22 protein-coding genes and 1 pseudogene are annotated in these 24,953 nt (G+C 45.4%); 2 read left to right on the forward strand and 21 right to left on the reverse strand.

Annotated features, from left to right (window positions below; all coding sequences use genetic code 11):
* Position 1: 1 nt before the first annotated feature.
* From BM159_RS07905 to BM159_RS07950, 10 genes and pseudogenes are all read right to left on the reverse strand, one after another.
* A pseudogene (locus tag BM159_RS07905) lies at positions 2-1,354 on the reverse strand (SNF2-related protein).
* Positions 1,354-1,638: a VRR-NUC domain-containing protein gene (locus tag BM159_RS07910; RefSeq protein WP_093913709.1), complete on the reverse strand. Its 285-nt coding sequence runs from the start codon at positions 1,636-1,638 to the stop codon at positions 1,354-1,356. Before BM159_RS07910 ends, BM159_RS07905 begins: the two are co-directional and overlap by 1 nt.
* Positions 1,619-3,859, reverse strand: a complete 2,241-nt coding sequence (locus tag BM159_RS07915) for a phage/plasmid primase, P4 family (RefSeq protein ID WP_093913710.1) — start codon at positions 3,857-3,859, stop codon at positions 1,619-1,621. Before BM159_RS07915 ends, BM159_RS07910 begins: the two co-directional genes overlap by 20 nt.
* A 103-nt stretch (positions 3,860-3,962) precedes the next feature.
* The gene (locus tag BM159_RS07920) at positions 3,963-5,900 is read right to left on the reverse strand and encodes a DNA polymerase (protein WP_093913711.1); all 1,938 of its coding nucleotides are present in this window, start codon (positions 5,898-5,900) and stop codon (positions 3,963-3,965) included.
* A 53-nt stretch (positions 5,901-5,953) separates the two neighbouring features.
* Positions 5,954-6,493 carry a DUF2815 family protein gene (locus tag BM159_RS07925; protein ID WP_093913712.1) on the reverse strand — a complete coding sequence of 180 codons (540 nt, stop codon included), beginning with the start codon at positions 6,491-6,493 and terminating at the stop codon, positions 5,954-5,956.
* Complete coding sequence (locus tag BM159_RS07930; RefSeq protein ID WP_093913713.1) at positions 6,494-7,624, reverse strand: DUF2800 domain-containing protein; 1,131 nt, start codon at positions 7,622-7,624, stop codon at positions 6,494-6,496. It lies immediately after the preceding gene.
* Positions 7,621-7,899 carry a hypothetical protein gene (locus tag BM159_RS07935; RefSeq protein WP_093913714.1) on the reverse strand — a complete coding sequence of 93 codons (279 nt, stop codon included), beginning with the start codon at positions 7,897-7,899 and terminating at the stop codon, positions 7,621-7,623. Before BM159_RS07935 ends, BM159_RS07930 begins: the two co-directional genes overlap by 4 nt.
* Positions 7,889-8,083 (reverse strand): hypothetical protein, encoded by a 195-nt coding sequence (locus BM159_RS07940; protein WP_093913715.1) that lies wholly within the window; start codon positions 8,081-8,083, stop codon positions 7,889-7,891. Before BM159_RS07940 ends, BM159_RS07935 begins: the two co-directional genes overlap by 11 nt.
* Positions 8,084-8,164: 81 nt before the next feature.
* Positions 8,165-8,650, reverse strand: a complete 486-nt coding sequence (locus BM159_RS07945) for a sigma-70 RNA polymerase sigma factor region 4 domain-containing protein (protein WP_093913716.1) — start codon at positions 8,648-8,650, stop codon at positions 8,165-8,167.
* 480 nt (positions 8,651-9,130) lie between these two features.
* Positions 9,131-11,014 carry a helix-turn-helix domain-containing protein gene (locus tag BM159_RS07950; protein WP_093913717.1) on the reverse strand — a complete coding sequence of 628 codons (1,884 nt, stop codon included), beginning with the start codon at positions 11,012-11,014 and terminating at the stop codon, positions 9,131-9,133.
* 184 nt (positions 11,015-11,198) lie between these two features.
* Between BM159_RS07950 and BM159_RS07955 the strand changes: the two genes are divergently transcribed.
* Positions 11,199-11,846 carry a DNA-3-methyladenine glycosylase family protein gene (locus BM159_RS07955; RefSeq protein ID WP_093913718.1) on the forward strand — a complete coding sequence of 216 codons (648 nt, stop codon included), beginning with the start codon at positions 11,199-11,201 and terminating at the stop codon, positions 11,844-11,846.
* A 31-nt stretch (positions 11,847-11,877) separates the two neighbouring features.
* Here the strand turns inward: BM159_RS07955 and BM159_RS07960 are convergent, their stop codons facing one another.
* From BM159_RS07960 to BM159_RS07995, 8 genes are read right to left on the reverse strand one after another with little or no spacing between them, the layout of a single operon-like run.
* On the reverse strand, positions 11,878-13,323 hold the full coding sequence (locus tag BM159_RS07960; RefSeq protein ID WP_093913719.1) for an LlaJI family restriction endonuclease: 1,446 nt from the start codon (positions 13,321-13,323) through the stop codon (positions 11,878-11,880).
* Positions 13,320-15,548, reverse strand: coding sequence for an AAA family ATPase (locus tag BM159_RS07965; RefSeq protein WP_218149549.1), 2,229 nt, complete (start codon positions 15,546-15,548; stop codon positions 13,320-13,322). The genes BM159_RS07960 and BM159_RS07965 overlap by 4 nt, the downstream gene beginning before the upstream one ends.
* 16 nt (positions 15,549-15,564) lie before the next feature.
* A complete protein-coding gene (locus tag BM159_RS07970) occupies positions 15,565-16,470 on the reverse strand; it encodes a hypothetical protein (protein ID WP_093913721.1) in 906 nt (301 codons plus the stop codon).
* Entirely contained in the window at positions 16,460-17,509 is a 1,050-nt protein-coding gene (locus BM159_RS07975; protein ID WP_177205969.1) for a DNA cytosine methyltransferase, read from the reverse strand. The genes BM159_RS07970 and BM159_RS07975 overlap by 11 nt, the downstream gene beginning before the upstream one ends.
* A 19-nt stretch (positions 17,510-17,528) precedes the next feature.
* Positions 17,529-18,536, reverse strand: coding sequence for a DNA (cytosine-5-)-methyltransferase (gene dcm, locus BM159_RS07980; protein WP_093913723.1), 1,008 nt, complete (start codon positions 18,534-18,536; stop codon positions 17,529-17,531).
* 55 nt (positions 18,537-18,591) lie between these two features.
* A complete protein-coding gene (locus BM159_RS07985) occupies positions 18,592-18,990 on the reverse strand; it encodes a very short patch repair endonuclease (protein WP_281243277.1) in 399 nt (132 codons plus the stop codon).
* Entirely contained in the window at positions 18,983-20,116 is a 1,134-nt protein-coding gene (locus tag BM159_RS07990) for a PDDEXK family nuclease (RefSeq protein WP_218149550.1), read from the reverse strand. Before BM159_RS07990 ends, BM159_RS07985 begins: the two co-directional genes overlap by 8 nt.
* A gap of 56 nt (positions 20,117-20,172) precedes the next feature.
* Positions 20,173-20,604, reverse strand: a complete 432-nt coding sequence (locus BM159_RS07995) for a hypothetical protein (RefSeq protein ID WP_093913724.1) — start codon at positions 20,602-20,604, stop codon at positions 20,173-20,175.
* 147 nt (positions 20,605-20,751) lie between these two features.
* Here BM159_RS07995 and dcm (BM159_RS08000) point away from each other — a divergent pair, with 147 nt between their 5' ends.
* On the forward strand, positions 20,752-21,981 hold the full coding sequence (gene dcm, locus BM159_RS08000) for a DNA (cytosine-5-)-methyltransferase (protein ID WP_093913725.1): 1,230 nt from the start codon (positions 20,752-20,754) through the stop codon (positions 21,979-21,981).
* Between the two features lie 112 nt (positions 21,982-22,093).
* Here the strand turns inward: dcm (BM159_RS08000) and BM159_RS08005 are convergent, their stop codons facing one another.
* The 3 genes from BM159_RS08005 to BM159_RS08015 all read right to left on the reverse strand — a co-directional run bounded on the left by BM159_RS08005 (position 22,094) and on the right by BM159_RS08015 (position 24,854).
* On the reverse strand, positions 22,094-23,044 hold the full coding sequence (locus BM159_RS08005; RefSeq protein ID WP_093913726.1) for a GIY-YIG nuclease family protein: 951 nt from the start codon (positions 23,042-23,044) through the stop codon (positions 22,094-22,096).
* Positions 23,045-23,147: 103 nt separating this feature from the next.
* Positions 23,148-23,399 (reverse strand): hypothetical protein, encoded by a 252-nt coding sequence (locus tag BM159_RS08010; protein ID WP_093913727.1) that lies wholly within the window; start codon positions 23,397-23,399, stop codon positions 23,148-23,150.
* Between the two features lie 915 nt (positions 23,400-24,314).
* Positions 24,315-24,854 carry a hypothetical protein gene (locus BM159_RS08015; protein ID WP_093913728.1) on the reverse strand — a complete coding sequence of 180 codons (540 nt, stop codon included), beginning with the start codon at positions 24,852-24,854 and terminating at the stop codon, positions 24,315-24,317.
* Positions 24,855-24,953: the final 99 nt, after the last annotated feature.

Below are 24,953 nucleotides of genomic sequence, written 5' to 3' on the forward strand. Positions count from 1 at the left end.
ATCATACCTCCAGCACCGCTTTCACGGCGTCAATCAGTGCGGCCTGCGTCTCATCCTTCCGGTTCAATGCAGCCATCACTTGTTCATCCATGGTATCTTCCGTCAGGATATGGTGGATGACCACCGGTTCCTTCTGCCCCTGCCGCCACAGGCGTGCGTTGGTCTGCTGGTAGAGTTCCAGGCTCCAGGTCAGCCCAAACCAGATAAGCGTGCAGCCACCATACTGAAGGTTCAACCCATGCCCGGCAGATGCAGGATGGATGACTGCCACGGGAATCTTCCCTCCGTTCCAGTCAGTAATATCCCGCGCGGTCTTCAGTTCACGGACATCGAACCGCTTACGGATCCGAGCCAGGTCATGCCGGAACCAGTAACACACCAGGATGGGTTTTCCGTTTGCGGCTTCTATCAGATCTTCCAACGCATCCAGTTTCCGGTCATGTATGTGATGCTCATTATGCTCTGCGTCATAGATTGCACCGTTTGCCATCTGCAGCAGCTTGTTGGTCAGCGCTGCTGCGTTCATGGCATCAATCTCTTCATCGCCCAGGGAAAGCACCATCTGTTTGCGGAACTCTTCATACATCCCCCGTTCCCTGTCGGACAGTTTCACCTTCACCTCGTTATGGATGCAGGCAGGGAGGTCCAGGTAATCCTCCGCTTTCATGGAGATGGTGATGTCCGAGATGGCGTTATAGATCTGTTCCTCTGCGCCCGGGCGGAGTTTGTAAGTGAACACCACCTGGGCATTCCGCTTATCCGGCAAAAAATACCGGTCACGGTAACGGCTGATATATCTTCCCAGCCGGGCTCCGTAGTCCAGTATCTTAAATTCTGCAAACAAATCCATGAGGCCGTTGCTAGACGGGGTACCGGTAAGGCCGACAATCCTTGACACCAGGCTCCTTACCGACATAAGGCTGCGGAAGCGTTTTGCCTGATGGTTCTTGAACGATGACAGTTCATCGATTACAACCATGTCAAAGTCAAAGGGTATCCCGCTTTCCTCCACCAGCCACTGCACGTTCTCCCGGTTGATGATGTAAATATCAGCCTTTGCCCGTAATGCGGCCAGCCTCTCATCCTTAGAACCAATAGCCACAGCATACGTCAGCCCTTCCAGATGATCCCACTTCTCTATCTCCGCAGGCCAGGTGTCCCTGCCGACACGCAACGGGGCTATGACAAGAACCCTGCCCACTTCAAAACGTTCATATATAAGTTCCTTAATGGCTGTCAGGGTGATAACAGTCTTGCCTCAACCCAAGCCCATATCCAGAAATACCGCCGCAATAGCGCGGTTCACAATATAATCAATCGCATACTGCTGGTAACCATGTGGTACGAACTTCATCAGGCATCACCTCCAATCTTCTGTAACACTTCTTCTATCTGATCTGTTCCGTCCACCACAAACACCTGGAAACCCAGCCGCCGGAGCTGGCTGATACGCCTTATCTGCAGCGGCCTTGGCTTCCTTCCGGGCGCCTTTACTTCCACAAACGCAGCCTTGCCCCCAGGCATCAGTACCAGGCGGTCGGGTACACCGGCACAGCCGGGAGAGATGAACTTCAGCGCCACCCCTCCCAATCGTGACGTCATTCTGACTAACTTCTGTTCAATCCGCTTCTCTTCCATCAAGGAACTCCTCCACACGCAGGCGTAGTCCCAGGATGAACCGCCCTTTCATGTTCCGGTACTTCTCGAACCCGGCGTTCTGCAGCGCCGCATAGAAATCGGAAGTGCTTCGGGCGTATTCACCCATGCGCATACAGTAATTCCGGTACTGCGTATACAGGTTACCGGACCGTTCCTGGTACCTCTTGTCCACATCACAGCAGTCTTCAATGAAATGTCCCAGCCAGTTGTTGCTGTCGCGGTACTCGTGGATAGCATCCTCAACAATCCGGGGTCGGGCTATGTGGAACTTGTCCTTTATGATGGCCTGCGCGCCTTCGATGATCCATGCAAGGATGGCGGGACCGGCCTTTTCAACCAGGTAGTCCCCGTAGTTCTTGATGTCATCCCTGCCCTCTATCTTTGCCAGGAACGGTATCACTATAAGCCGCCGCCATGTGCCGGGGTCGTTCGCACCCACCCTGGGAAGGTAGTTACTGTACAGCACCAGCGTATGGGTCGGTGTGAAGTAAAACGGATCCTTGTATTTCTTCTCTGCGTAGATGTCATCGGTACTGCAAAGCTGTTTGATGTTGCTGGTATTGAGCCTCTGCCCTTCTTCCAGCTCGGCTGCAATCAGCAACCGCTTCCCCTTTGCCTCCGCAAGCTCCGGTTTCACGTTCCGCTTGCAGCCGACCGTCAGCGTATCCGCCGACATCTTCCCGGCATAGGTGCCAAGGACATAGGCGATGGTGTTCCAAAAGGTTGACTTCCCGTTCCTCCCGTCGCCGTAGGCGATGATGAAGGCCTCCACATACACCTTTCCGATAGCCGCAAGTCCTGCGATGCGCTGGACGTAATCTACCAGTTCCCGGTCCCCACGGAAGAAGATGTCCAAGGCTTCCATCCAGGTATCCATCCCATCATAACCGGGTGATACATTGGTAATCTTGGTGATATAGTCCCCCGCCTGGTGTTCCCGGATGCCGTCCAGCCCGTCCGGCAGATAATAGGTGCCTTCCGGTGTATTCAGAAGGAAGCCGTCCCTGTCCAGTTCTCTCTCACTGATAGTGAGCATCGGCGTCGCGGCGACCAGGCAGGACTTGAGATACTTCGTGTCCCTGCGGGTGATGACGAACTGATGATACTGGACGGCATTCCTGTATGCGTCATAGGCCTTGCGCTGGTTATCGTCCATCAGCTGCATGGCCTTCGTCTTGCTGTTGGTCAGGAGGATGGTGGCGGCACCCTGGTCGGCGATGACCGTCCACGCCTTTGCCATCATGTCCTCCGCTTCCTTCATCTGCCTGTCCGTCAGTTCCTGGCAGGCGCCCAATGCAAGTTCCCTGGATTCGTCCCAGTTCTTACCGTTATAGCGGATGAAACCGGTCGCCGGGGAATATCGCAGTTCATCCCGGAACTCCCTTGCCAGCACACGCGCCTGCCCCACATCGGAGTAATCAGCGGGTTTCAGCGTGAACTCCGCGTTGAACACTTCCGGCGGGATGTACCCCGGCTGGCTTGTCACCTTCCTGCCGAACTTCACGGCGCTCTTCCATATCTTGTTCAGTTCCTCATCGTCCAACGGAGGGTTGCATTTTGATGCCTGCTCCATAAAGGCCTGATACGCCTCCGGTGTGTCACCCAGCCGTTTGATGATGCGTCCGGCAAAATGTGACATGGTGGCATTACGCCTGCCTTCCGGGATGCCTGACTCCACAGGTTGCATCAGCTGGTCGATGGTCTTTTCCCCATCGACCCAGACCACTTCCGTCTGGTCTGAACCATAGATGAACCGTGCGGCATCCATGGCATTATCGTCAAAGAAGGGGTACTGGAACAGTATCTCCTGCTTGATGCGTACATACTCTTCCGGATCGGTGCATTCCGTTATCGGGAAATACACATGGAACCTGGGCCGGGCTGATTTGCCTTCCTTCGGTTTCCCATGGTTCCTGGAAAAGAAGAACGCCATCTGCACATCCGGGAATGCCTTCTTCACTTTGGCAGGCGTCACCCATTCCGTGGGTTCCTCGGTATGGTCGTTATCGCAGTCCATGACGAGGCAGTCCGCAACCAGGAAATTGTCGTTGCTGCGGTAGCTGTTCTTAAAGGCGGCGCAGACATGGTCTTTCTGCACGGCCTGCCGGAAACCGTCAGCATCCGTGATTTCGTGCCTGTGCGGGTACAGGCAGTTCTTCTCCCTGCCTGTGCAGTCCGCTGAATAAATCGTTAACTTCATAACTTCCTCCGTTTCATATAACCGGTAACCGTTTCGTGGCTGTGATGGGAATGAAATCATCCCCTACTTAACAACCACGAAAGGGCTTAATAATTAAGGGTGTCTAATCTTTTTTATAGAAGTTGCATTCGTAACCGTCAGCATTCAGAATCAGGCCTTCCGCCCATACCGGCGTCTCTGCCATAATGGCGCAGACCTCTGCCACGGAAGAAACTTCGTCCGGCACTTCCAGCACCACCTCGTCGTGAATATGCATAACAATCTTGTACCCTTTATGGGACAGCCGCCGCATCGCTTCCACCAGCAGATCGCGTGCCGTGGCCTGCACGATGTTCTCCACGAACTTCGGGCCATATGATTCCAGGCGCATCCATTTCCTTTGTTCACCGATGCCTTCATAGGTGATGGAATCCCCACCGAATTTGTTTACACCGATACGGGGTTTCACGTATGCCAGCCTGCGGCCGGACGGCAGCCGGATAAAGAGTATCCCTTTCTCATAGGTAATCTTCACCCTGCCGCACTGTTGTGGTTCACGGGTGATGACACACTGTTTCACCGCCCGGTCTACTTCCCACCAGAACCGGTAGATGTGGGGACTGGCCTTCCGCCATTTTTCTACGATGACGGGCAGTTCTTCTTCGGTCAGTCCCATGTTCAGCGCCCCCATATTGGTCAGGGCTCCGACCGACCCACCATAGCCAAGCGCCAGTTCGGCAATCTTTCCCTTCTGCCGGAGATGGCTGTTGACCCCGTGCTTTTCCACGGGTACATGGAACATGGCAGACGCGCTGGCGCAGTAAATGTCGCCATTATTGGCAAACACTTTCTGCCGCCAGGTTTCCCCTGCCAGCCAGGCGATGACCCTTGCCTCGATAGCGGAAAAGTCAGCAACAATGAAACGGCATCCCGGTTTAGGTACAAATGCGGTACGGATCAACTGTTTCAACACATCCGACGGTGAATCGTACAAAACTTCCAGGGCCTCAAAATTACCAGTACGTACCAGTCCCCTTGCCTCCGCCAAATCTGACAGATGGTTCTGGGGCAGGTTCTGCACCTGTATCAGCCGGCCTGCAAACCGCCCTGTCCGGTTGGCCCCATAAAACTGGATCAACCCCCTTGCCCTGTTATCCTTGCCGACAACTTTTTCCATAGCTTCATATTTCTTCACGCTTGACCGCGCCAGTTCCAACCGCAGGCACAAAGCTTCACGAACACCCCCGGCCGTTTCCTTTATCTTTACCGCTACCTCTTCCTTGGCCAGCGACTCCATCTCTACGCCCTGCGAAGCCAGCCATTCCTTCATCTGTATCGGCGAGTTTGGGTTTTCCAGGCCGGTGATGGCCTGTGCCCGCTGCAGGGCATATTTTTTGAACTGTTCGTTGCACAGGATAGCGTTCTTAACCAGCACCATATCCAGTTCGATGCCGGTATCGTTAATCCGCTGATCCAGCCAGTAGTTCCGCCATTCATCTGCAGAAACCAGGAAAGCAGACATCCGCTTCTTGATTGCGAGTTCCACCTCCACATCGCGCAGATTATATGACTTAAACCTCTCCCACTTATCAGGTGCATTAATGGGGAGATTACGGGTACGGAGACCGTTCGCCTGTGTCGGAGCGCACGGCCTGCAGAAATATTTAATCAGTTCCTTGCCTTCCTGCAGTTTCTGCTTCTCCAGCCCCAGTACGGCACCAACACCTTCCAAAGACAGCGGCAGCCCTAGGGTCGCCGCCCACACCATGGAGCAGCACCAGCCTACCGGTGACAGGTAGATACCCAGGTACCGGGACAGGCAGACACGCTCAAAGGCAGCATTGAACGCCCATTTGATGACATCTGGGTCTGACAGGGCGGTAATGACTTCCTTTGGGATTGTTTCACCGGTGGCCAGATCAACCACTTGCGGCTCTTCCCCATCCACGGAATAGCCGAAGAGCAGGATGGTGAAATCCGGGTCCTCCGTGTAGCGGTAAACGCCACAGTCGGCAAGGTCCGTGCCGCTGTACGTTTCAATATCAATACTGATTGATTTCATCATTCCTCCGAATACAAAAGGGCGACGGCCATTGCCGCCGCCCCGTTTATGTGTTAATTCAGGAAGTCATCATCGTCCAGGGAACTGAAGTCGTCTTTCGCATTGGAACGGCCGCCCAGCGGCTCACCATCTGCAATCTTCTGGATATTGCCCAACCCACAGGCGATGCCCTTGTTGCCGTTCGTGTTGTATGCGTAGAAATTGATGCTGACGCGGGCATAGCAACCGGAATAAACTTCTTCCCGGTCCAGGATGGGGTTCACTGCACGGTCAACGATTTGCGGTGCGGTTGTGCTGTTGGCGTTGACGAAGTAAGCGTTTTTGTACACTTCGTCATCTCGTTCGGTATCGCCGTCACGCAAGGGCAGTTTCAGAGCGGCCTTGTTGGGCTTCTTCCCGCCGAACTTGGCGATGCCTTCCTCGATGGCTGCGTCCACAGCTGCATTGATTTTCTTAACAGTTTCCTTATCACTCTTCGGGATAATCAGGGAGACAGAGTATTTCGGTTTCGAATCATTGATGGAAACAGAATCCCACACATGTGCGTAGCTTAAACGAACTTTACCGGTTACAACTTTGGTAGTATTTGCCATTTATTTTTCCTCCTTAAAATCAGCTTTAACGTTATTTACAGTAATCGCCGGACGCTTGTCCCCGACCGGTACCAGCGTCGGTTTGCCGGGCGGTTTTACAATGTATGCGCCCAGAATCTCACTAAATTTCTTTTTGCCCATCAGGCGTTCCATTTCGCCCAGATTGATCAGGGCCTTGCGATAGATGTCGCGGTAGCCGTTTTCTTCAGCGGCCTTTGCCACTGCTTCTTCGTCCGCATACCTTCGGATAGACCTGCCTTCTACCAGCTTAAAACCGTCCCAATGTTTCCCGTGGTTGACCGCCGCGTCCAGAGCATAGGCCTGAAGGTCGTTCGCCCACTTAACCAAGTCCGACAGCCGTGGCAGCAGGGTTTCAATCTCCTCGTCCGTCAACAGCGGAGGCAGGCCGAACTCTTCACGTGCCAGCTTAAGGTTCTCTTCCGCCCTGGCACGGCAACGGTCTGCGGCTTTGCAGAACAAGCACCAGGAACCGGGATGGTACTTGCCTTCCCCGGCAAAGGCCAATTCCGCTTTGGGCCGGAGTTCCGTCTCCGCCCAGGCCATAAGCTCCTCCACCGTCATGGTCGCCGTGGAAACGTTGTCCCGCCTGGGCTGAAAGATTGTCATATGGACGGTTTTTACATCATACAGACAGCCGAACTGCTGGATTGCACCCAATGCGTAGAGGCGCATCTGGCTATTTCCTTCGGCTTCCACCAGCACCCCTGCCCCATATTTCAGATCCATGATATGCAAGGTGTCGCCGCCGATGATGATGCAGTCACCGGTGCCGAAGCCATCAGGCACCCAGTTGGAAAAGTCCAGCCTGGTCTCCACCATCACCGTCGGCTCTGCCCCGGCTTTCCTCATCTCCGACATCTGCTCCAGGATGAATGCGGCGTAGTCATCGGTCGCCTGATTCATGACCTCATCTTCAAACTCGGACACAGGGCGTTTGCAGAAGTACCGGAGCGCCCGTTTGATCTTGTATTCAGCCAACGCATGCGCCGCCGTTCCCTCTGCCGCTGCCGTAGTCTCCTTATCGGCAAAGGTCGCTTCCAGCCGTGCGGACGGCGGACATGACAGCCAGCGTTTGGATCCGGATGCCGTCAATAAAGCGTGTCTGCTCATTTCAGCACCTCGGCTTCCGCCAGCAGGGCCGCATATTCCGTCGGGTCAACTTCTGACAGCTTTGCCGCACCATGTTTCTGCAACAGCGCTTTCACCTCTGCCGTGTGCCCCAGACGAGATTTGTCTGCCAGTACCGCCCGAACCTTTTCCAACGGAACCGCTTCAGCCGGTACCGTCGTTTCCGGTTTTCCGCCGGATACCGCTTTGGATAAGGCGAGCAGTGCGTTTCCGCACCTGGCCAGTTCTGCCGCCAGTTCTTTCATATCAGCCTCCATCCTGCGTTCCCCCTTTCACAATCTCAACCTGTTCAACCTCGTCCGCTGGGGCCAGAACCAGGATCTTCTGCTCTACCCCGAACAGCCACCGGAGTACCTTCTCCCGCAGGCAGACCGGCTTCATGTTGATGATGCTGTCTGCCGGCGGGGTCTTGGCGATGGTAATCTTCAAATTTCCATTCATCGTGGCTACCTCACTTTCCGGAAACCATTATGTTTCAGTCTCCTACTAGGTAGCCTTTAGAAGGGTCAAAAGTTTAGGTTCTCAGAAAATATTTTTTATTTTTTTCTTTGCCGTTTCCAACCGCTGGCTGATTGCGCTCTTGGTAACGCCCTGGGCAGCTGCGTATTCGGTTACGCTGACACCGTCCAGGTAGACGGCAATCACCGCATCCGCCTGTAACGGGGGAAGCATTGTCCTTACCTTCTCCCTGACTTCTTCCTCTTCCCAGCGCTTTTCTTCCTCGGCGAAATGGTCATAGCCGTCGTTGATGCCCAGTCCGTTGTTGTAATCCTTCTCCCCCGGATCGTCCCTGGTTTCCGGATTGCCCCAATGGCGATGGTGCTTGTGCCAGCTGTTGTAGTCCGGTCTGTTGAACTGTACGTCGAAGGCTTCCTGCACCTTCTTTTCCTTTTCTTCCTGCATCGCGCCGATTACACTAATACCGAGACTTACCGTCAGCTGCGCCATTTCTTCTTCGTTGATTTCCAGATACTGCGCCTTGTTTTCGTACACAACTTTTAATCTCATTAAAACGTCCTCCGTTCGTTTGGAACGGAGGACTCTCGTCTGTACAGCGATAAATGGCATTAGTAACCTAACCGCAGTCCTGTCGGGGAACCCCCCGTTCCAGAAATGCAGCGTTTCTGCTCAACGAATCGCTGTTACGATATGTTTTTGTGACCGCTACCAGGTGTGAGCCATCGTTGATCAGGTGATGCACCTTGTAGCGGGTTCCCTGCGTAGGGATGTGTTTTGCTGTTCAGCTTAAATCATTGGGTCTTTAGTAATATCTGCCGTCCTGCTTAACCCGGGAACTTTCACAGGGCGGTATGCTTTATCCGAAGGATTAACCTTCTTCACTCATAGAATACGACATAAATTAGTATTGCCATCCTACTCTTGGAGTCGGGTCAAAAACGGCTGAAAACAGGCAAAAAAATAACCGTACCGAGGTTTTTAGCCTCGATACGGTAAAAAATCCGACTCGCTGGGTAGGATTGGTCAATATTAAATTATAAAAACATTATGGTTATTGAGAAATTTTTTAATGGAAGCCATTGATTGTCCTGACATAGTCTGCAATGCCACGTCTATCCAGATATGGTCTTTATTTCTATACAACAGCTCACAGGGTGAATATTGAAAGATATGGCTACTCAATTTATATGGTAGTTTCATTCCCAAACAGATAAGCGCCAGGGATTCAACCGCAGGGTCGTTTTTGCCGTTGATAATGCGGCTGACTACGTCAGGGTGCATTCCAATATTTATTGCCAGCTCTTTATAACTCAACCCGCTGTCCTTATATGCTTTCTGAAGGCAATCTACATAATCAGTTGAAAAAGATTTATACAGATTGGCATACCGATACACCTGCTCTTCCAGGATTTTCTTCTGACGTTCCGGTGGTGAAAACTGCAGTCCATCCGTATACGCAATGTTAAGGATGACTCTCGCATCTTTGTCTTTGTTCAGGTAACAGACGGTGTAATATTCATTATCGTCACAGCCTTCAACGGTCATATCAAACGCAAGACAGCATTCGTCCATATGGTTCCGGGCATAATCCGTAAGGACGGTCATGCCCGTTTCATCGATGCAAACATATTTACCAAATGCCAGTACAAGATGGGAATCAACATAAAGATACGTGCCGTCCGATACTATTTCCTTTAGTTTCGGATTGCTTACTAACTGCCGCGCCAGGTCTTCTGCTCCGATGGTGAATGTCTGGTTTGGTTTCAGGGAACCTTTTTTAAAGCGATGCGTTGCCACATAATGGTCATCAACCCAGTTAAAGGCACCTATCGCTTCTTCACAACCTGCATCCACCATACGGATTTTAGCAGCAAGCCTGGATACATGAAAATCAATGGCAAGGGCGTCAATGACAGGCTGAATAATATCAATGAGGTCTGTCTTGCCGGTTCTTTCCCGGTACTCCCGAATCCATTTTATGGCCCTTGTCTTAAACGCGCCCATCGGCATCTGAATTCTTGGGGTCAGGGAATTTGCCTGCCGTTCCATTATGTCGACCGCATGGCTGTCACGTCCTTTAACACCACCGACAACCCTGCAGCCAATCATACTGACATCATTATTACAGAGCCGGTCCAGTTCAAATGCTTTCCTGTGAAAATCCCAATGAACGCACTCATGAATAATAGTGTTGTTGACCTTACCAAGATTATAGAGGAAATATGTCTGCGGATCCACAAGAATTGTCCGTGCCGGAACATGAATCGTTTCCATTTCACCGGTATCATCATTATACAATTCGGCATCGCAGTCCCGGAAATAAACCTGCCCGAATATGCTGCAGTCTTCGGTAATGGATCTTTGGACAACGGTCAGTCCCATGCTTTTGGCGACTTCTATAGGATCAATATATCCGGGCTGGGCAAGTCCTTTCGGATAATGCCGTTTCAGAAAATCCATTGCTGCCTGTTCACATTCGTCCCTGTAAATTACCGGAACTAGACTATCATACAGTTTCCTCTTGTATTTATCCTTTGAATTATAAATGTCGATACCATTAACAGAGAAATCGGCCAAGTCCTTATCCAAATCACCCGTACAGCGAAGTACAAACCATTGCTGCGGAAATTCAACATTATCGTAATGGTGGTCACCTTCGCAGACTTTGACATGCGCTTCAACACGGATATCAAAGCCAACCTTGCTGCCCGGAAGGTCATAGGCATCAACACGCAATACCTTCGTATCATAAAGTTCAACATCGCCTACTCTTCGTATTCTGCGTAACCGCAGGCGAAGGCGGTCAAAATCGTTATTTCTTGCATTTTCAACATGGGCTGCCAAAGAGTTGAAAATTGCATTGTCAAACCGTTTGGAAACGTATTCTTGAAATGAAAGATTACTTTTTGTCATCCATACCTCCCATCAAAAAAGAAAATTGTAATAGAACAAACATTCTACTATAATTATATCATATTGGCTATTCAGATGAAAGTTATCCACAGAAAACAGAAGAATGTAAATGTAATAAGAACTTGTAGTTTTGATAGGCCATTTTTTGTTATAATGTAAAAAAGTGCGACAGGAGAACACCACTATGGCAGAAGTGCAAATCCTTAATTCCCAGCACCCCGCCATCCAGTATCTCTGCAAAAAGGACAAGAGGCTGGCAAAGCTGATAGATATGGTTGGCGAAATTGAATACAGAACCCAGCCTGACTGCTTCGCCCGGTTGGTACGCTCCATCATCAATCAAATGCTGTCCAACAAAGCCGCCCATGTCATCGGCGGCAGGGTTGCCGCTCTTTGTGGTGGATCCATAACGCCGGAGAATCTTTTGAAACTTGACAGGGAACAATTACGGGGTGCCGGTCTTTCATATGCGAAAGCCGATAATGTTTTGGGCATAGCAAAAGCCGCTACAGACGGCAGCCTCGACTTCTCCAACTTCCCTACAATGTCGGATGATGAAGTGATGAAGGAACTGACGCACCTGCGCGGCATCGGTACCTGGTCAGCAAAGATGTTTTTAATTTTTACACTGAATCGGATGGATGTCCTTCCCTACGAGGATGTGGCCTTTCTGCAGACATACGCATGGTTATACAAAACGAAAGATTTGCAGCCGGCGTCCATTATAAAACGATGCAAAAAATGGAAACCATACAGCTCCATCGCTGCCCGGTATTTCTACTACGCTTTGGATATGGGATTTACCAAGAAAGCGTTTCATTTTATGAAGTAAGTTGCTCCCCCCAGAATCAGTTGTGTCATAGTTACAAATCAAGGCCTTCAGGATTCAGTTTCATTTCAGCTAAATATAATCGGAATGCCATCTGAGCAGGAATCAGTCTGACCTGAATTCTTTGTAGGTCTAAATTGTCTAACATTTGTAAAGACACTGCACCCTTATTAATCACCCTATCTCCATCGGTAGGCATTAGAAAGCAGTTCCTAACGTACGCAAACTGATGATCCTTTATGAACTTTTGATAGGCAAGTTGATATAAATACTGTTTTGTGACTGATTCAATACCAGGGTGTGCCCTTGGTTGAACGCCTGGCTCAAGCAAAGCATTATAATACTTTGCGTCAAATATAACGAAAATCTTCTTGTCGTCCTTTTCCACAATAGTTATCAAGTCTGGTATAAGTGTATCTACAGAAGTCTTTCCCGTTATAGTCCATAAAGGCCTCTCTATTAAATCTATTAGTTTCGAGCTTGGATAATATTCTGGTCTTAAGGGAACCGGTAACCGCAAAGATGATAAGGGAGCATCTAGTTTGTTGTCCAATATATCCGCACATACCCTCTCCCAAACAAGGCTAAAACTATTAGTGCCAAACATAGACAAACAATCTGTATCATACAAACTCCCACTATGAGCAATGTAAGCATAAATAGTTTTAAGCAGGATTTGTTTTCGTGTATTGAACTGAATGTTCAGCTCTTTTTCGATTCTGCTTAAAATATAGTCTCTATCGCCAAAATCATCTAAGAGCTCATCCGAAAGATTAACTTCTGTAATTTCAAATATTTCCAACAAATCAGCTTGACGAAGTTCTTTTGATGCAGTAGTCAAAATGCATTCATGCAGTCGCTTAAAGTAATCGTAATTATCTTCAATACGCTTTTTTGTCTGCAGATCAATATAATATGGTCGATTATCACTCAAAAACATAAACGTCTCGTTTATGGTTTTATCCCAAAGTATTTCTCCTGATCCATTGTGTTGTACAATATCTTCAGTATTTGTATAGGAACCATTTTCATAGTAATCGGTCAGAAAAAACAAAAGCACCGCCAAAAGATTAAATGCATGATCCACGCTTGAGTTATTAAACACTCTAACGATTTGTTCTTTTTTATTAAACTTTTGAAGAACCTTTATAATCTGGTGAAGCTCTTTCTTCGGTTCGGAATTATGAAGCAAATACTTGGGATAACACTTTAAAACACGACCAGCCACTGTAATAACCCCAACAAAGGTTAATACATACAAGTATTCGTCTTCACCGGTTTCAACATCAGCAACCTCAATATCTTCTTCAAGAAGTTCCGACATACTTCTTTGCGTGTCGGTAGCTCTTACAGCTTTAAAAACACCAAATTCTTTTAGCTTTCGGATTATAGGGACAACCTTTTCTTCAGAACATTCAAATATTGCACAAAGTTCCCTTTGCGAATATCTTTTTTGCTCACGTAGAAACTTAGAAATCATTGTTTCTCCCTTTCATCAGGTATAGTCGCATTGACAGCAGAACTAATTTCTGTGCAGAAAGCAAATATACCCTTTGTTTCAAATGCCCTGCAAACTTCTGAGTATTTAGTCGAATCCACATCTTCAGCAAACAAGGAGGAACGCTTTTGCTTTCCTGCATCATCAAACAAATACATTAGAACTTTGTTTTTGAAAGCATTGATAAAAATCTCTGGTATTATTTCAGAATCCTGTGGAACAACTTTACGCGAGAGGAAGTACGGCCCGAGTAGTTTGTCTTCATTGATTCTAAAACTACTTAGGCATTCATTAATTGCCCTTCTAAAACTATTCCATTCAACAATACGAGCATTGTCGTTTTTCCCTAGGGTTACTGTCTTACCGGCAATCCCGCCCTCTCCATCATTGATTCCTATATAAGTAAAATCCCATCTCCGCTTGAATGCTGTATCCATAGGGAATACACCCTGATCCGCACTATTCATCGTTGCCCACAAAAACATATTGTTTGGAATGCGTATTTTACTGAAATCTTCTTTATCACCCCCGAGTTCTTTCGCGAGGTATTTTTTCATATCTTCTGTCGCCTGAATCGGATACTCACTGACATTATCGTCATCTCTATCGAGTAACTGAAAAATATCACCAAAAACCGCTGCAACATTCGCACGATTGATTTCTTCAATAATGAGCAGAAATGGACGAACGTTAGCCGTTCTGCCATTTCTCAGGGCGTTTACATAAACACGCATGAAGGGACCGGGTACATACTCATAAGTAATCACATCACCAGCAGGTACCGGTTTATATGTGCCAACAAAATTTGCATATGCATAATCCGGATGGAACGTTACACGCTCATAATCAGCCTCATTATTTTCACCTAACAATTTTATTCGCTCAGAATTTAGCAAATAACTCTTTCCAGTGCCAGGAGCGCCAAACAAAATCCTGTTAAGCTCGAAGTCCGTTTTTAGATTTGTCTTATAAACTACAGTACTTTGATCCGTCATACTGTTTTGGATTCCTTCTGTTGATAAAGCATCAAAATATTTTTTATATAAAAACAGACGATTTGCCCCTTTTGTCAATTCATAGCAGGTAGTCAACTGACCCTCCGACTCTGGCAGTTTTTCTCCATCAGTAAACTTCATTTTCCAAGAGCCCCGCCTACAATGCGCCATGTGTTCAGAATCATCATAGAAATATGGACTTATAGCGTCTACCATAGCTATAAGTTTTTCACCATCCATAACGACAAATATATCGGTATTAGCTGCTTCATAGAATCTTTTCATTTCACCCGCTTTTCGAGAAGCGGTTTTTTTATCCATGCTTGGGTATAGAGAAGCAAGCTTCGTGGCTAATTCTTTTTTGTCAATAGAACCATTCTTAAGGTACTCAACTAAATCATCCGTTTCGTTCCATCCAATAGCCACAAGTCCTTTGCTACGCCATTCATCAGCATAATTTCCTGAATCATCCGAGGAGCCTAACCTATAGAAATGTCTAACATTGCCAAACATTTTATAACACACCTCACCAAAATGAGGAGCTGGCAATTCTGTATGTTTACGAATGAGATTTAGCTGACCGTTCTTGACGTATTGTTTGTCTTCAGGCTTTATACCAAAGGCAAGGAGGTAATGATCAATCCAGGAGGAAACATACCAACTGACAAATTTGTCTGGGAAAATCATATGAAAATATTTTTGAACCCACGCAAAACCAGAAATTTTTCCCATTATTTCGTTCAGAGATTTGTCCAAGGCAGCATATTCCTCAATAGATACAAGATTACTTTTACCAATTAAATCGCATCCAGCAATCACTGAATCTCTAATCTGCTTGCCTAGCCTCAGAGCATCCTCCTCCGAAAGCACTTCTGGACTAGAGGGAGCACCAGTTACCCACTGATTGTCTTCCTGTCGCTGAAATAGTCCATATTTAAAAGAGGACCCTCCTGATATACTGCCAAAATAACTTTTAATCTTAGAATCGAATTCAAGATAATAGCAGAGGCTTGTATTATCTCCTTCTACAGACAGAAACATACTTCTCAAAAGCTCTGCATCAGGCAATGCTTTCAATTGCTCAGGACCAAATCTTTCTTGAAATGACTTGTACGCCTGTTGTATATCTTCTATTGATGCCGAAAAGGAAAAGTGAGTTAATTTTATATAATTTCTTACTGTTTCTGCTGCTTTTACATACAAGTCTTCCATAAATAATTCCCCTCTCTTATAATTTGATAATCCAGTCTGTGTTATGATCAAAGTCCCCATAGAAATCAAACCAATCCTTTTTAAAGCTATCCTTTTTAAAGAACCAGAATGTCTGCGAATTACACATCTGTTTGCATATATCACCAATTAGACTGGCACTTCTAATAGAAACGCTTGATAGAGTAATAACATTGCCATTAGTATTAAGTTTAAATAAAGGAGTTTGATTCATTATTTTAAGCCAATCAGACATATTCCTTCTCGCCCGGGTAAGCGCAGGAAGATCTTCTCCTGCATGACGACTTTGTAGTATACATGCACAGCAAGCTTTTAAATCCGTATGCTTCAAGCAGCGCACGACGTACCTCTGCATTTCATCGAGAGACAATACCGCTTGTTCACCTCTCTGCCACAGCTCATACAATATTTGCCAAACCATCACAGCCGGTCTAATAAGAATTCCACACTCTTCCTGCATCTCAGTAAATGTATCAAAATTGAATTCGCGCCCGTAGCTTTCTTTCAATGACGGGCTTAACTGCGACTTGTGACCATTAGGATACTGGTATCTCAAAACCTGTAAAGCAATCATCTCTTCGTAAGATATTCGATGCGACAAATAAGCCATTGCAACAGGAGTTAATCTGATAACCTTCGAGATACGCGTGGAGTAAATCATGCCAAATTCACTCAAGATTTGCTGATAATCTCTCCAAGCATCAACTTGGTTGCTGTCAGCCCGTACATTCATAGTTAGAATCCCATTTTGAACCAAATATTCGTTGATGATTTCTGCTTTAACCTCTTCACTATTGCAAAGAAGGCAAGCATTTAGCAAACCATCCACAACATCTTTGGAAAGTACCCCTGCGTGTTGTGTTATCGGCCAAGAGAGGCCATCATAAGGAATATCAGGATACATTTTGCTCCTCCAAAACTTTTCCTATTGCAGTCAGAATTTCGTAAGCTAACAACGGTGGAACTGCATTTCCCACTTGACGATACTGCTCTGTCCTCGACCCCAAAAAAACATACCAATCAGGAAAACTTTGCAAACGAGCAGTTTCTCTCACAGTTAAAGCTCTTGGCTCATATGGATGAATAAACGGTCTTGCTCCACCAGCTGATGATCCAATCATAACTGTACCAGACGGCATTTCCGGCCTTAATTTATCTGAATAAGAGCCCCTATCTCTTCCACCTTGCGGAACTGCAGCAAACCGTTTCTTAACAGTTTCTGTATGAACTCTTATCACCTGGTTCGGTAATTCCTTTATGTTTTCTAAGGCATACTTGCTTGGCATTTTATCTGTCAGTTGATTTTGATATACACCCGTCGCTTTTTCCGGAAAAGCAAAAGAATCGCAATACACATCAGGCCTAAAACCCACTATGAAGATTCTTTCTCTTTCTTGTGGGATGCCAAAGTCGGCAGCATTTAGTTTGGTCTTAAAAATCTGGTATCCCGTTTCTTTTTCAATAAACGCAAGCAGGTTGCTAAAATCCTTTCCATGATTCACGGTCATTAAGCCCGGAACATTTTCAAACAAAAACGCTTTTGGTCTTAAGCCAGAAACAAGCTGAAAATATTTAATTGTCAATCTTCCTCTCGGGTCGTCCAAAGATTTCCGTTTCCCCATGATGCTGAATGCCTGACAGGGAGGACCCGCAATAATTAAATCTATATCCCCATCAATATTTGATAAAGACCTGATTTTTTCTGGTGTCAACTCCATCGCATCATCGTTATAAGCAAAAACATGAGGTAAGTTCGCTTTTATAGTATCTGTATACGCCGGAATAATATCACTTACCAAATGTGTCTTAAATCCAGCAAAGTGGGCACCAAGATCCAACCCCCCGCCCCCGCTGAATAAGCTGATACAGTTAAATTTATACTGTACCTTTTTACCAAATGAATTTAATCTTTGAAGATATATGTTTGTCTTATCCGTAGCCAAAATACTCTCTCCTTAATTATTAGTTAATTGCCTTATCAATATCCTGAATTATTGATGAAATCACAGGTGGACATACGGCATTAGCTAATTGTTTAGCAGCATCAGTTCTGGAAACTGCTGTAAAATCAAATGAATCCGGAAAGCCCATAATCCGTTTCATTTCGTTGATACTTAAATGGCGGCGTTCTTTAGATAATACCGGAATATGGGCTCCACCTCCTGAATTCAAAACTGTAAGCGTTGGTAGCGGAGCATCAATAGAGAGCGCTCTTACTCCACTAGACCTAACTTGAAACACACAATCTTCTAAATCACAATTAGTTGCAATCCGTTCTAAGCTTCTTCTACTTTTAGGGACTTCAAATGACATTTCTTCTATTGGCTTTTTGCCTAGATAGTAGTCAATATATTCTTCCCATCTCTTTGTGATTGGAATTGAATAATCTCCTTGTATGATAAACGGTCTGAAAGCAGTTCTTCCAGTCCGCTTTTCAGTAAAATCAATTGTTTTATTTCCATAAGCATCAGACCTTAGTGCGACAATATATATCCTAGATCTGCTTTGTGGGACGCCAAAGTATGAGCTGTCAAGTATTTTGGCAGACAAAGTATATCCTCGCATTCTAAGGCTATCAGTGATTACTTTATAAGTGTTTCCCTTATCATGCCGAATCAGATTGGGAACATTTTCCAAAAAAACAACCTTTGGCTTTTTTACTTCAATAAGAGACAAGAGCTTGAAAAATACTGTTCCACGTTCATCATTAAACCCAAGTTCTTTTCCTGCAGCCGAAAAAGGCTGACAAGGAAAACCGGAACAGAACATATCGAAATCAGGAAGTCTGTCTGGCTGAATATCAAATATGTCCTTTGAGTCAAATTTCCTTCCAAAATTTGCAATATATGTTTTCTCGCAGTTATTATCTATTTCATTGGCGTATACGAGTTCAGCCTCTACTCCAGATTGTTCTATTCCAAGTCTAAACCCACCGACACCGGTACAAAACTCGGCATACTTCAACGGCATTATTATGACTCCTCCTTATTGATAATGCCAATAAAAACAAGAATGTTAAGTTCGGTCATCTCTGCTTTCGTATTGTTTCAATCACAGTTGCTACGCATCCATCTAAGTCATCTCGGATTTCGCTTTCCCAAAACCGCAGAACAGTCCAACCTTCATCACGCAACCGAATTGTATATTCTAAATCGCGCTCCTGATTCCTCTTAATCTTCTCGTTCCAGAAACGCTCATGGCTTTTAACACCATGATAACTTTTGCCGTGCCAAAAGTCGCCGTCGCAGAATATTACAAGGCGATACTTTTTTATTGCGACGTCTGGAGAACCTAGTATGGATTTAACATTCTTCCTAAAACGTATATTCTTGCGCCACAACGCTTTGCGAAACATTATTTCAATAGATGTATCTGACCTGGTATTTCCTTGCATTGTTTTTCGTATCGCTTCAGTCCTATCCAATCGGAGCCACTTCCTCTAATGTTAATTCCCCGTCATAGCTGCGGTACTGTACCAGACGGAGGTTTGTCCATGTTGAGTGCTTTACGGGGCGTAGACCGGTGATGTATTGCCGGACCGCCCATTTGTTGCGTTCCTCAATCACATCATCTGGGAACCCGTATGCGATTATGAACGCTTCTATCATTCCGTAGTCATCATTGGCATACTCTTTCCGAACCCAGTCCACATATTTCATAACTTGCCAAATGACTTCCTTCGTAGCATTGTCCTTCTTCAGTTCTATAATCAGGAATTTTGATTTTGTCTTATACCCCTTGATGTACCGGTAGCCAAAAACGTCGATTTTATCCATATAATCAACCGGCTTAAACGGGGATGCTATAACCTGGTGGGAGATATAGTCCCATTCTCCTAAAACAGTATTGCCGTTAGTCGCCAACGTATCTACAACGGCAGCCTCCAACGCCATCTCATGCCGAACCCATCCCTCTGCGGTATCAACGGATTTAAGGATGTTTTTGCAGTGAAAATGATAAGGGCTTAAATCTGTGCATTCAAGTTTCTCAATAAAAGACGGGTCATGAGGAAGATAGTTGTTCTGTTTAACAAGATTATCTTCATTCCTTTTCAGTATGATATCGTATAAGGCTTTGTTTTCTTCATCGCCCATCTTGATAAACGATACTTTCCACATCGCCCGGAGAATACGAAAGGCCTGGGGATTGCTGTTCAGGGCCTCATCCATGTCCACCCCTTCGGTGAAGAACAGGGGTGACGGCTTGAACACACAGAAACAACGGCTATATTCCTGATCGTAAGGCAACAAAGGTCGTGCTTCTTCAAGATCCGCCCCAGACAAGTTCTTTGGTAAGTCAGCGCCGATATGCGAAAGGAACTTACAATCACCCTGGATATCCACCAACTCGCCAATTCCGTAGATGATTCGGTCATTGAAAAAATAAATGTTGTCGCCCGGTTTCATCGAAAGGTAATCAGCGAATGTAGCTTCCTTTGCGATGCCAAAATAGGAACCTCTCAACTTTGGAAACCATGTACTATAAATCCCATCTTTTACGCACGATTCAATGGATCCCCAATTGCTCATATTCATCAAATAGCCGGCCATGATACTCTCCTTGATTTAAGAATAACAACGGTTTATTGCAACACAAGCAAAGAATTCTACCCGTTATAATCACTTAATACAATTTCATCTTCTGTTTTGGGAGCATTAACTCTATGACAAAAACAACCATGCTTATTAGTTGCCAAAGCTTGAAGTTCCGTTTTAGGGATAAGTATATTTACAGGACCTTCTCTTAAATTTTTATAACTATATGTAAACCAATAACCGTTCTTTTCGTCAGTTGTGCATTTCTTTTCTCTCATCATCTTAGCCTGTTCATAAAGACAGGTTTTATCTAATCCCTTATTTTCCAAATACTTAATCAGCCTTTCTTTTTGTATAAAGCAGCAAGTTATGTATTCAACATCTTCAATTTGAGCCGTTTCATAATACCTAGTCCAGCCCTTTTCTTGCGGCGGATACTTCTTCTCGTTAGCATGAACCCATATTAATATATAATAATCTGTCAACATACCATCTTTAATCAACCAGCCTGGATTTCCGTCCGTCCCTGTAATCTCAAACGCAAAAGTATTGAGTTTAGAATTAATATAATGAGCCGCACACTTCTCATCAATATAAAATAATTATATAACATTTACACATAATTGAAAATAAATAAGGAACAAGAAATAATGAAAGATATCACTGTAGCAGAACTGTTCGCCGGTGTAGGAGGGTTCCGCATCGGGCTTGAAAAAGCTTCTACCTGCTTCCGAACAATCTGGGCGAACCAATGGGAACCAGGAAAAAAGGTTCAGTATGCATTTGACTGTTATGACAAGCACTTCGGCCCGTCATTGACGAACAGCAACGAAGATATAGCTATAGCAAAAAAGGACTGTCCTGCCGTAGACCTGCTGGTAGGCGGCTTCCCTTGCCAAGATTACTCCGTGGCACATTCAGGCGGAGCCAAAGGCATCGAAGGGAAAAAAGGTGTGCTGTGGTGGTACATCAACGATATCATCAGCGAACGTAAACCGGATTATGTCCTGCTTGAGAATGTCGATAGGCTCCTAAAATCACCTGCAAAACAACGCGGCAGAGACTTTGCCATCATCCTGCGCTGCCTATACGACCAAGGATATTATGCAGAATGGCGTGTTATCAACGCTGCTGAATATGGCTATCCCCAACGTCGGCGACGTATATTCATCTTTGCAGCAAGGAAGACCACCAAATGGTACTCGGCCGTCATCAAATCAGCGGATGAGAGCGTCAGAAGCGTGATGTACAAGACCGGTTTCTTCGCCGACCAGTTCAAAGTCAGGGGCAATGACATCGTCCATGAATTTGACTTGAAAACGAAGGCCGACGGAAACGACTACATCGACCTTGTTGATATTTCCAATAATTTCAAAGCAGAATTTGAAAACACGGGCCTTATGTTGAACGGCAGGGTCTACACATCCACGACCACTCCATACCCGCATAAACAAAAGACCCTGGCGGATATAGTGGAATCCGATGGTGTGGATGATAAGTATTTCTTAGGCGACAATCTTGCCAAATGGGAATACATGAAAGGTGCGAAGAAAATCGAGCGCACCGCCGCCAACGGCCACAGCTATACGTTCTCTGAAGGACCCATCGCCTTCCCGGATCCGTTGGACAGGCCGAGCCGTACCATGCTCACCAGTGAATCCAGCACCAACCGTTCTACGCATATCATTGCTGACCCCAAGACAGGCAAGTTCCGCTTCCTCACCCCGGTGGAATGCGAACGTCTAAACGGATTCCCCGATAACTGGACGGATACAGGTATGCCAGAAAAGTTCCGGTACTTTTGTATGGGTAACGCATTGGTAGTACCGTTGATAACCCGTATGGGTAAACAACTTCTTAAAATTACAAAAGAAAAATAGTCGTAAAAATAGTTTTATAATATGTTTTTATCACAGAGTCAAAATAATAATCCCTGCCAATCCATCATTAACGCGGTTGGCAGGGATTTACTGTTTTTAGGCGTACCGGCTGCTATTTTTCAGTTAAAGTGTTATACCAATTGTCAAAATCTGATTTATGGGATCCAGAAATATTATCTTTATACCATTGGGAAAACATCAAAAATCTATATTCCCCAGACTGAAACACCTTTGCCCAATAGCGATCAGTTATCGTTTTGTCTAAATCAGCTCTTTTTTCACCGTTTTTTAATACCCAAAACATGGGATTATTTCTATGAGTAAAATCTTTGCTCCCCTCAATAGAACCATATCGTTTCATCTGTGCTTCTGAAAAAGTATATCCGCTATTTAAAAGGTTCTCTAGACCAGTTTTTGCATACTCACACGGCCCCAATTCTTTGCTTGGAAGTGGTGGCAAATCAACAATTTTGCCCTGCTTCTTTTTGGGTTTTGGCTGTGGTTGTACCTTGGGTGGCTTAACTGAATCACTCTTTGCAGTAAAAACATCATAGCCAGTAGTCGGAAGAATAAGTTTTGCCTTCTTAATCAAATTTTCCATAGCATTTATGTTTTGCTTTGATAATTGTGATATTTTTGGTGTATTCCCGTTTTTTACAACAAATCGTTTAGCTTCTGAAGCAATCTCATAAAATCTTCCCTCAAGGTATTTTATCTTTGCCTTATCAAGATCACCAGCACTTAAAGCCACAAGTATAATAGCATCATCCCAGACCTCTTTATTTGCACCCTTTTCAAAAGTATGCTTTTGATTTAATCTAACATAAATATCTTCAGCCTCTCCAACATATACAAACGGGGCACCTTCCGTCGTTTCCTCACCAAATAACAAGTAAACTCCCGGAGTGTGCAACACCTTATAGTTATCCGATTCCTTCAACAATTTATGTGGAATCTTATAGACGTCAATATTCCATGAATCAAGACGGTATTCATAACGACCATCTATAGTTCCATCAAGAAGTGTTACAGTAATTCCTATTGCTTCGCTTTCGCTGTGCATAAGTCGCCCCCCTTTAGCATTTCTATACATAGGGATATATTATAATTATACCAGCAAATTGTGTTGCAATAAATACTTTTTTGAAAACTGCCATTAAACACATTCAACACCACTCTGAAAGATTCCAATCCCCCACCGGCAGCATACTGGCTACCAGCCTGATAAGCCACTGCAGCATGATTTCAACCAGGTAATCTCTCCCCGTCCTCTTTTGCCTTACAACATATGTATCGTAAACACTTTTACGCCGTCCTGGAAGCCGTTTCTCAACGATATGGTACTCCTGACCATACCCGTCCATTAAAACTCTTTCAGAAGCCATTTTACGCATTCGGCGCCGGCGTTTGCTTTTCATGTTCATCGCCCTCCCTGATAACCGTATTGGGGAATTCTCGTTCCCAATATAGTAATCCGGCAAAAAATGAAAAAGCGGAACCTTTTTTTAAAAAATTTACAGATTACCATATTGCGGGAATTTCCATTCCCAATACAGTAAGTCAACAAAAATCGAAAAAGCGGAACCTGTTTTTAAAAAAAATTCAAAAAAAATAAAAGCCTTTCACTGCGGTGCGTACCTAATTGGCAATTAGGGGCTGCCATGAAAGGCTTTTATGACATAAAACCTGGTTTACTACAGCCCGGGCTTAGGTGCTGCCACTGTTACCAACTACAGTGCGGTATCTACTCAAGGCAACAATAACGTTGGCGCCACACAAGAGAAGGTCCCTACATCCGATAAACCAAGTCAACAATGGTTTGTGCTGCCGGTGAAGGTTACGATTCATCCAACGCTACCGCCATCATGCCTACACGTTTTCGTCATAATGGGGAAACCACTGTTTTTAATGCTTTATGGTAAGTCCGCACGCTTACCTGTCACCGCTACTTATGACATGCTTCTTGACGATACAAACAAAAGCAGTAGCGTTGCATCGCCGAACGTATATGCTAAAGCATTATTTGGAATATTCTTTACGATGGCTCCGCCCGCCCATCGACCGTTACCACCTGCGGTCTGCTTTCGACAGATACCAGTATCAAAGGTGGATCTGGTTCTGCGATCGTGCTTGCTAAAGAAGTGTTCCTCATTCATTATAACAGAATAGTACTGAAATGCAAATAAAAATAGAACCTGCCGTGTACCGCATGCGCACCGGAAAACTGGGACGTACGCACGAACAGGTTCTGTTAAAAATTCAGCTTACAACAGGGGGGCCCAATGGTGAAACCATCTTCAATTCTCTTACCTATGTGAGTACATTCTCAGTATTTACTTACCCGCGCTTTCAATAGTTCCGTCTTTATAAACTATTTTATTTACATAAAAATCAAACTTTAATTTTTCAGCAGGTGTCTCTGCCGCTTTCACTTCGTTATTCATAAATTGGTTGGTTTCCCAGCCACCCCGTTTATCTGCATTAAAAATCACATACCCATGTGCCGGGATATCTTTATCAATGTCACAATTTAATTTTCTTAGTTCATCACCGAATTGTGATTTAACAGTTATGTGAAGTTGAACACCACTCAATATTTTATCGGTATTGTTGATGACTTTAAAGCTCAAGCCAAGGCCTGGCTGTTTCTGATACTGAAATTTAACCCCGAATTTTTGTACATCTTCAATTTTAACTTTATCTTGAAGAGTCAAAGCTTTAGGCGCTTCAGTTTTCTTTTCAACTGTTTGTTCAATCTTTTTATCCCCAGATGTGGCTTTCACATCCTTTTTGTCGTTTGAACCTCCACATCCAGTTAAAAGTCCTACTGTAATGCCAGTTATCAATAAACTGCAAAGCATTTTTTTATACATACCGCTTCCTCCTTTGAGATTAATAATAATAGGCCATAATCCTGTTCCCTTTGTTATAAGGTCGCTACCGCTTCAAACAATGCCATGAAAGCAATCACC

The organism is Succiniclasticum ruminis DSM 9236, assembly GCF_900112895.1.
In the GTDB taxonomy this organism is placed as follows: domain Bacteria; phylum Bacillota; class Negativicutes; order Acidaminococcales; family Acidaminococcaceae; genus Succiniclasticum; species Succiniclasticum ruminis.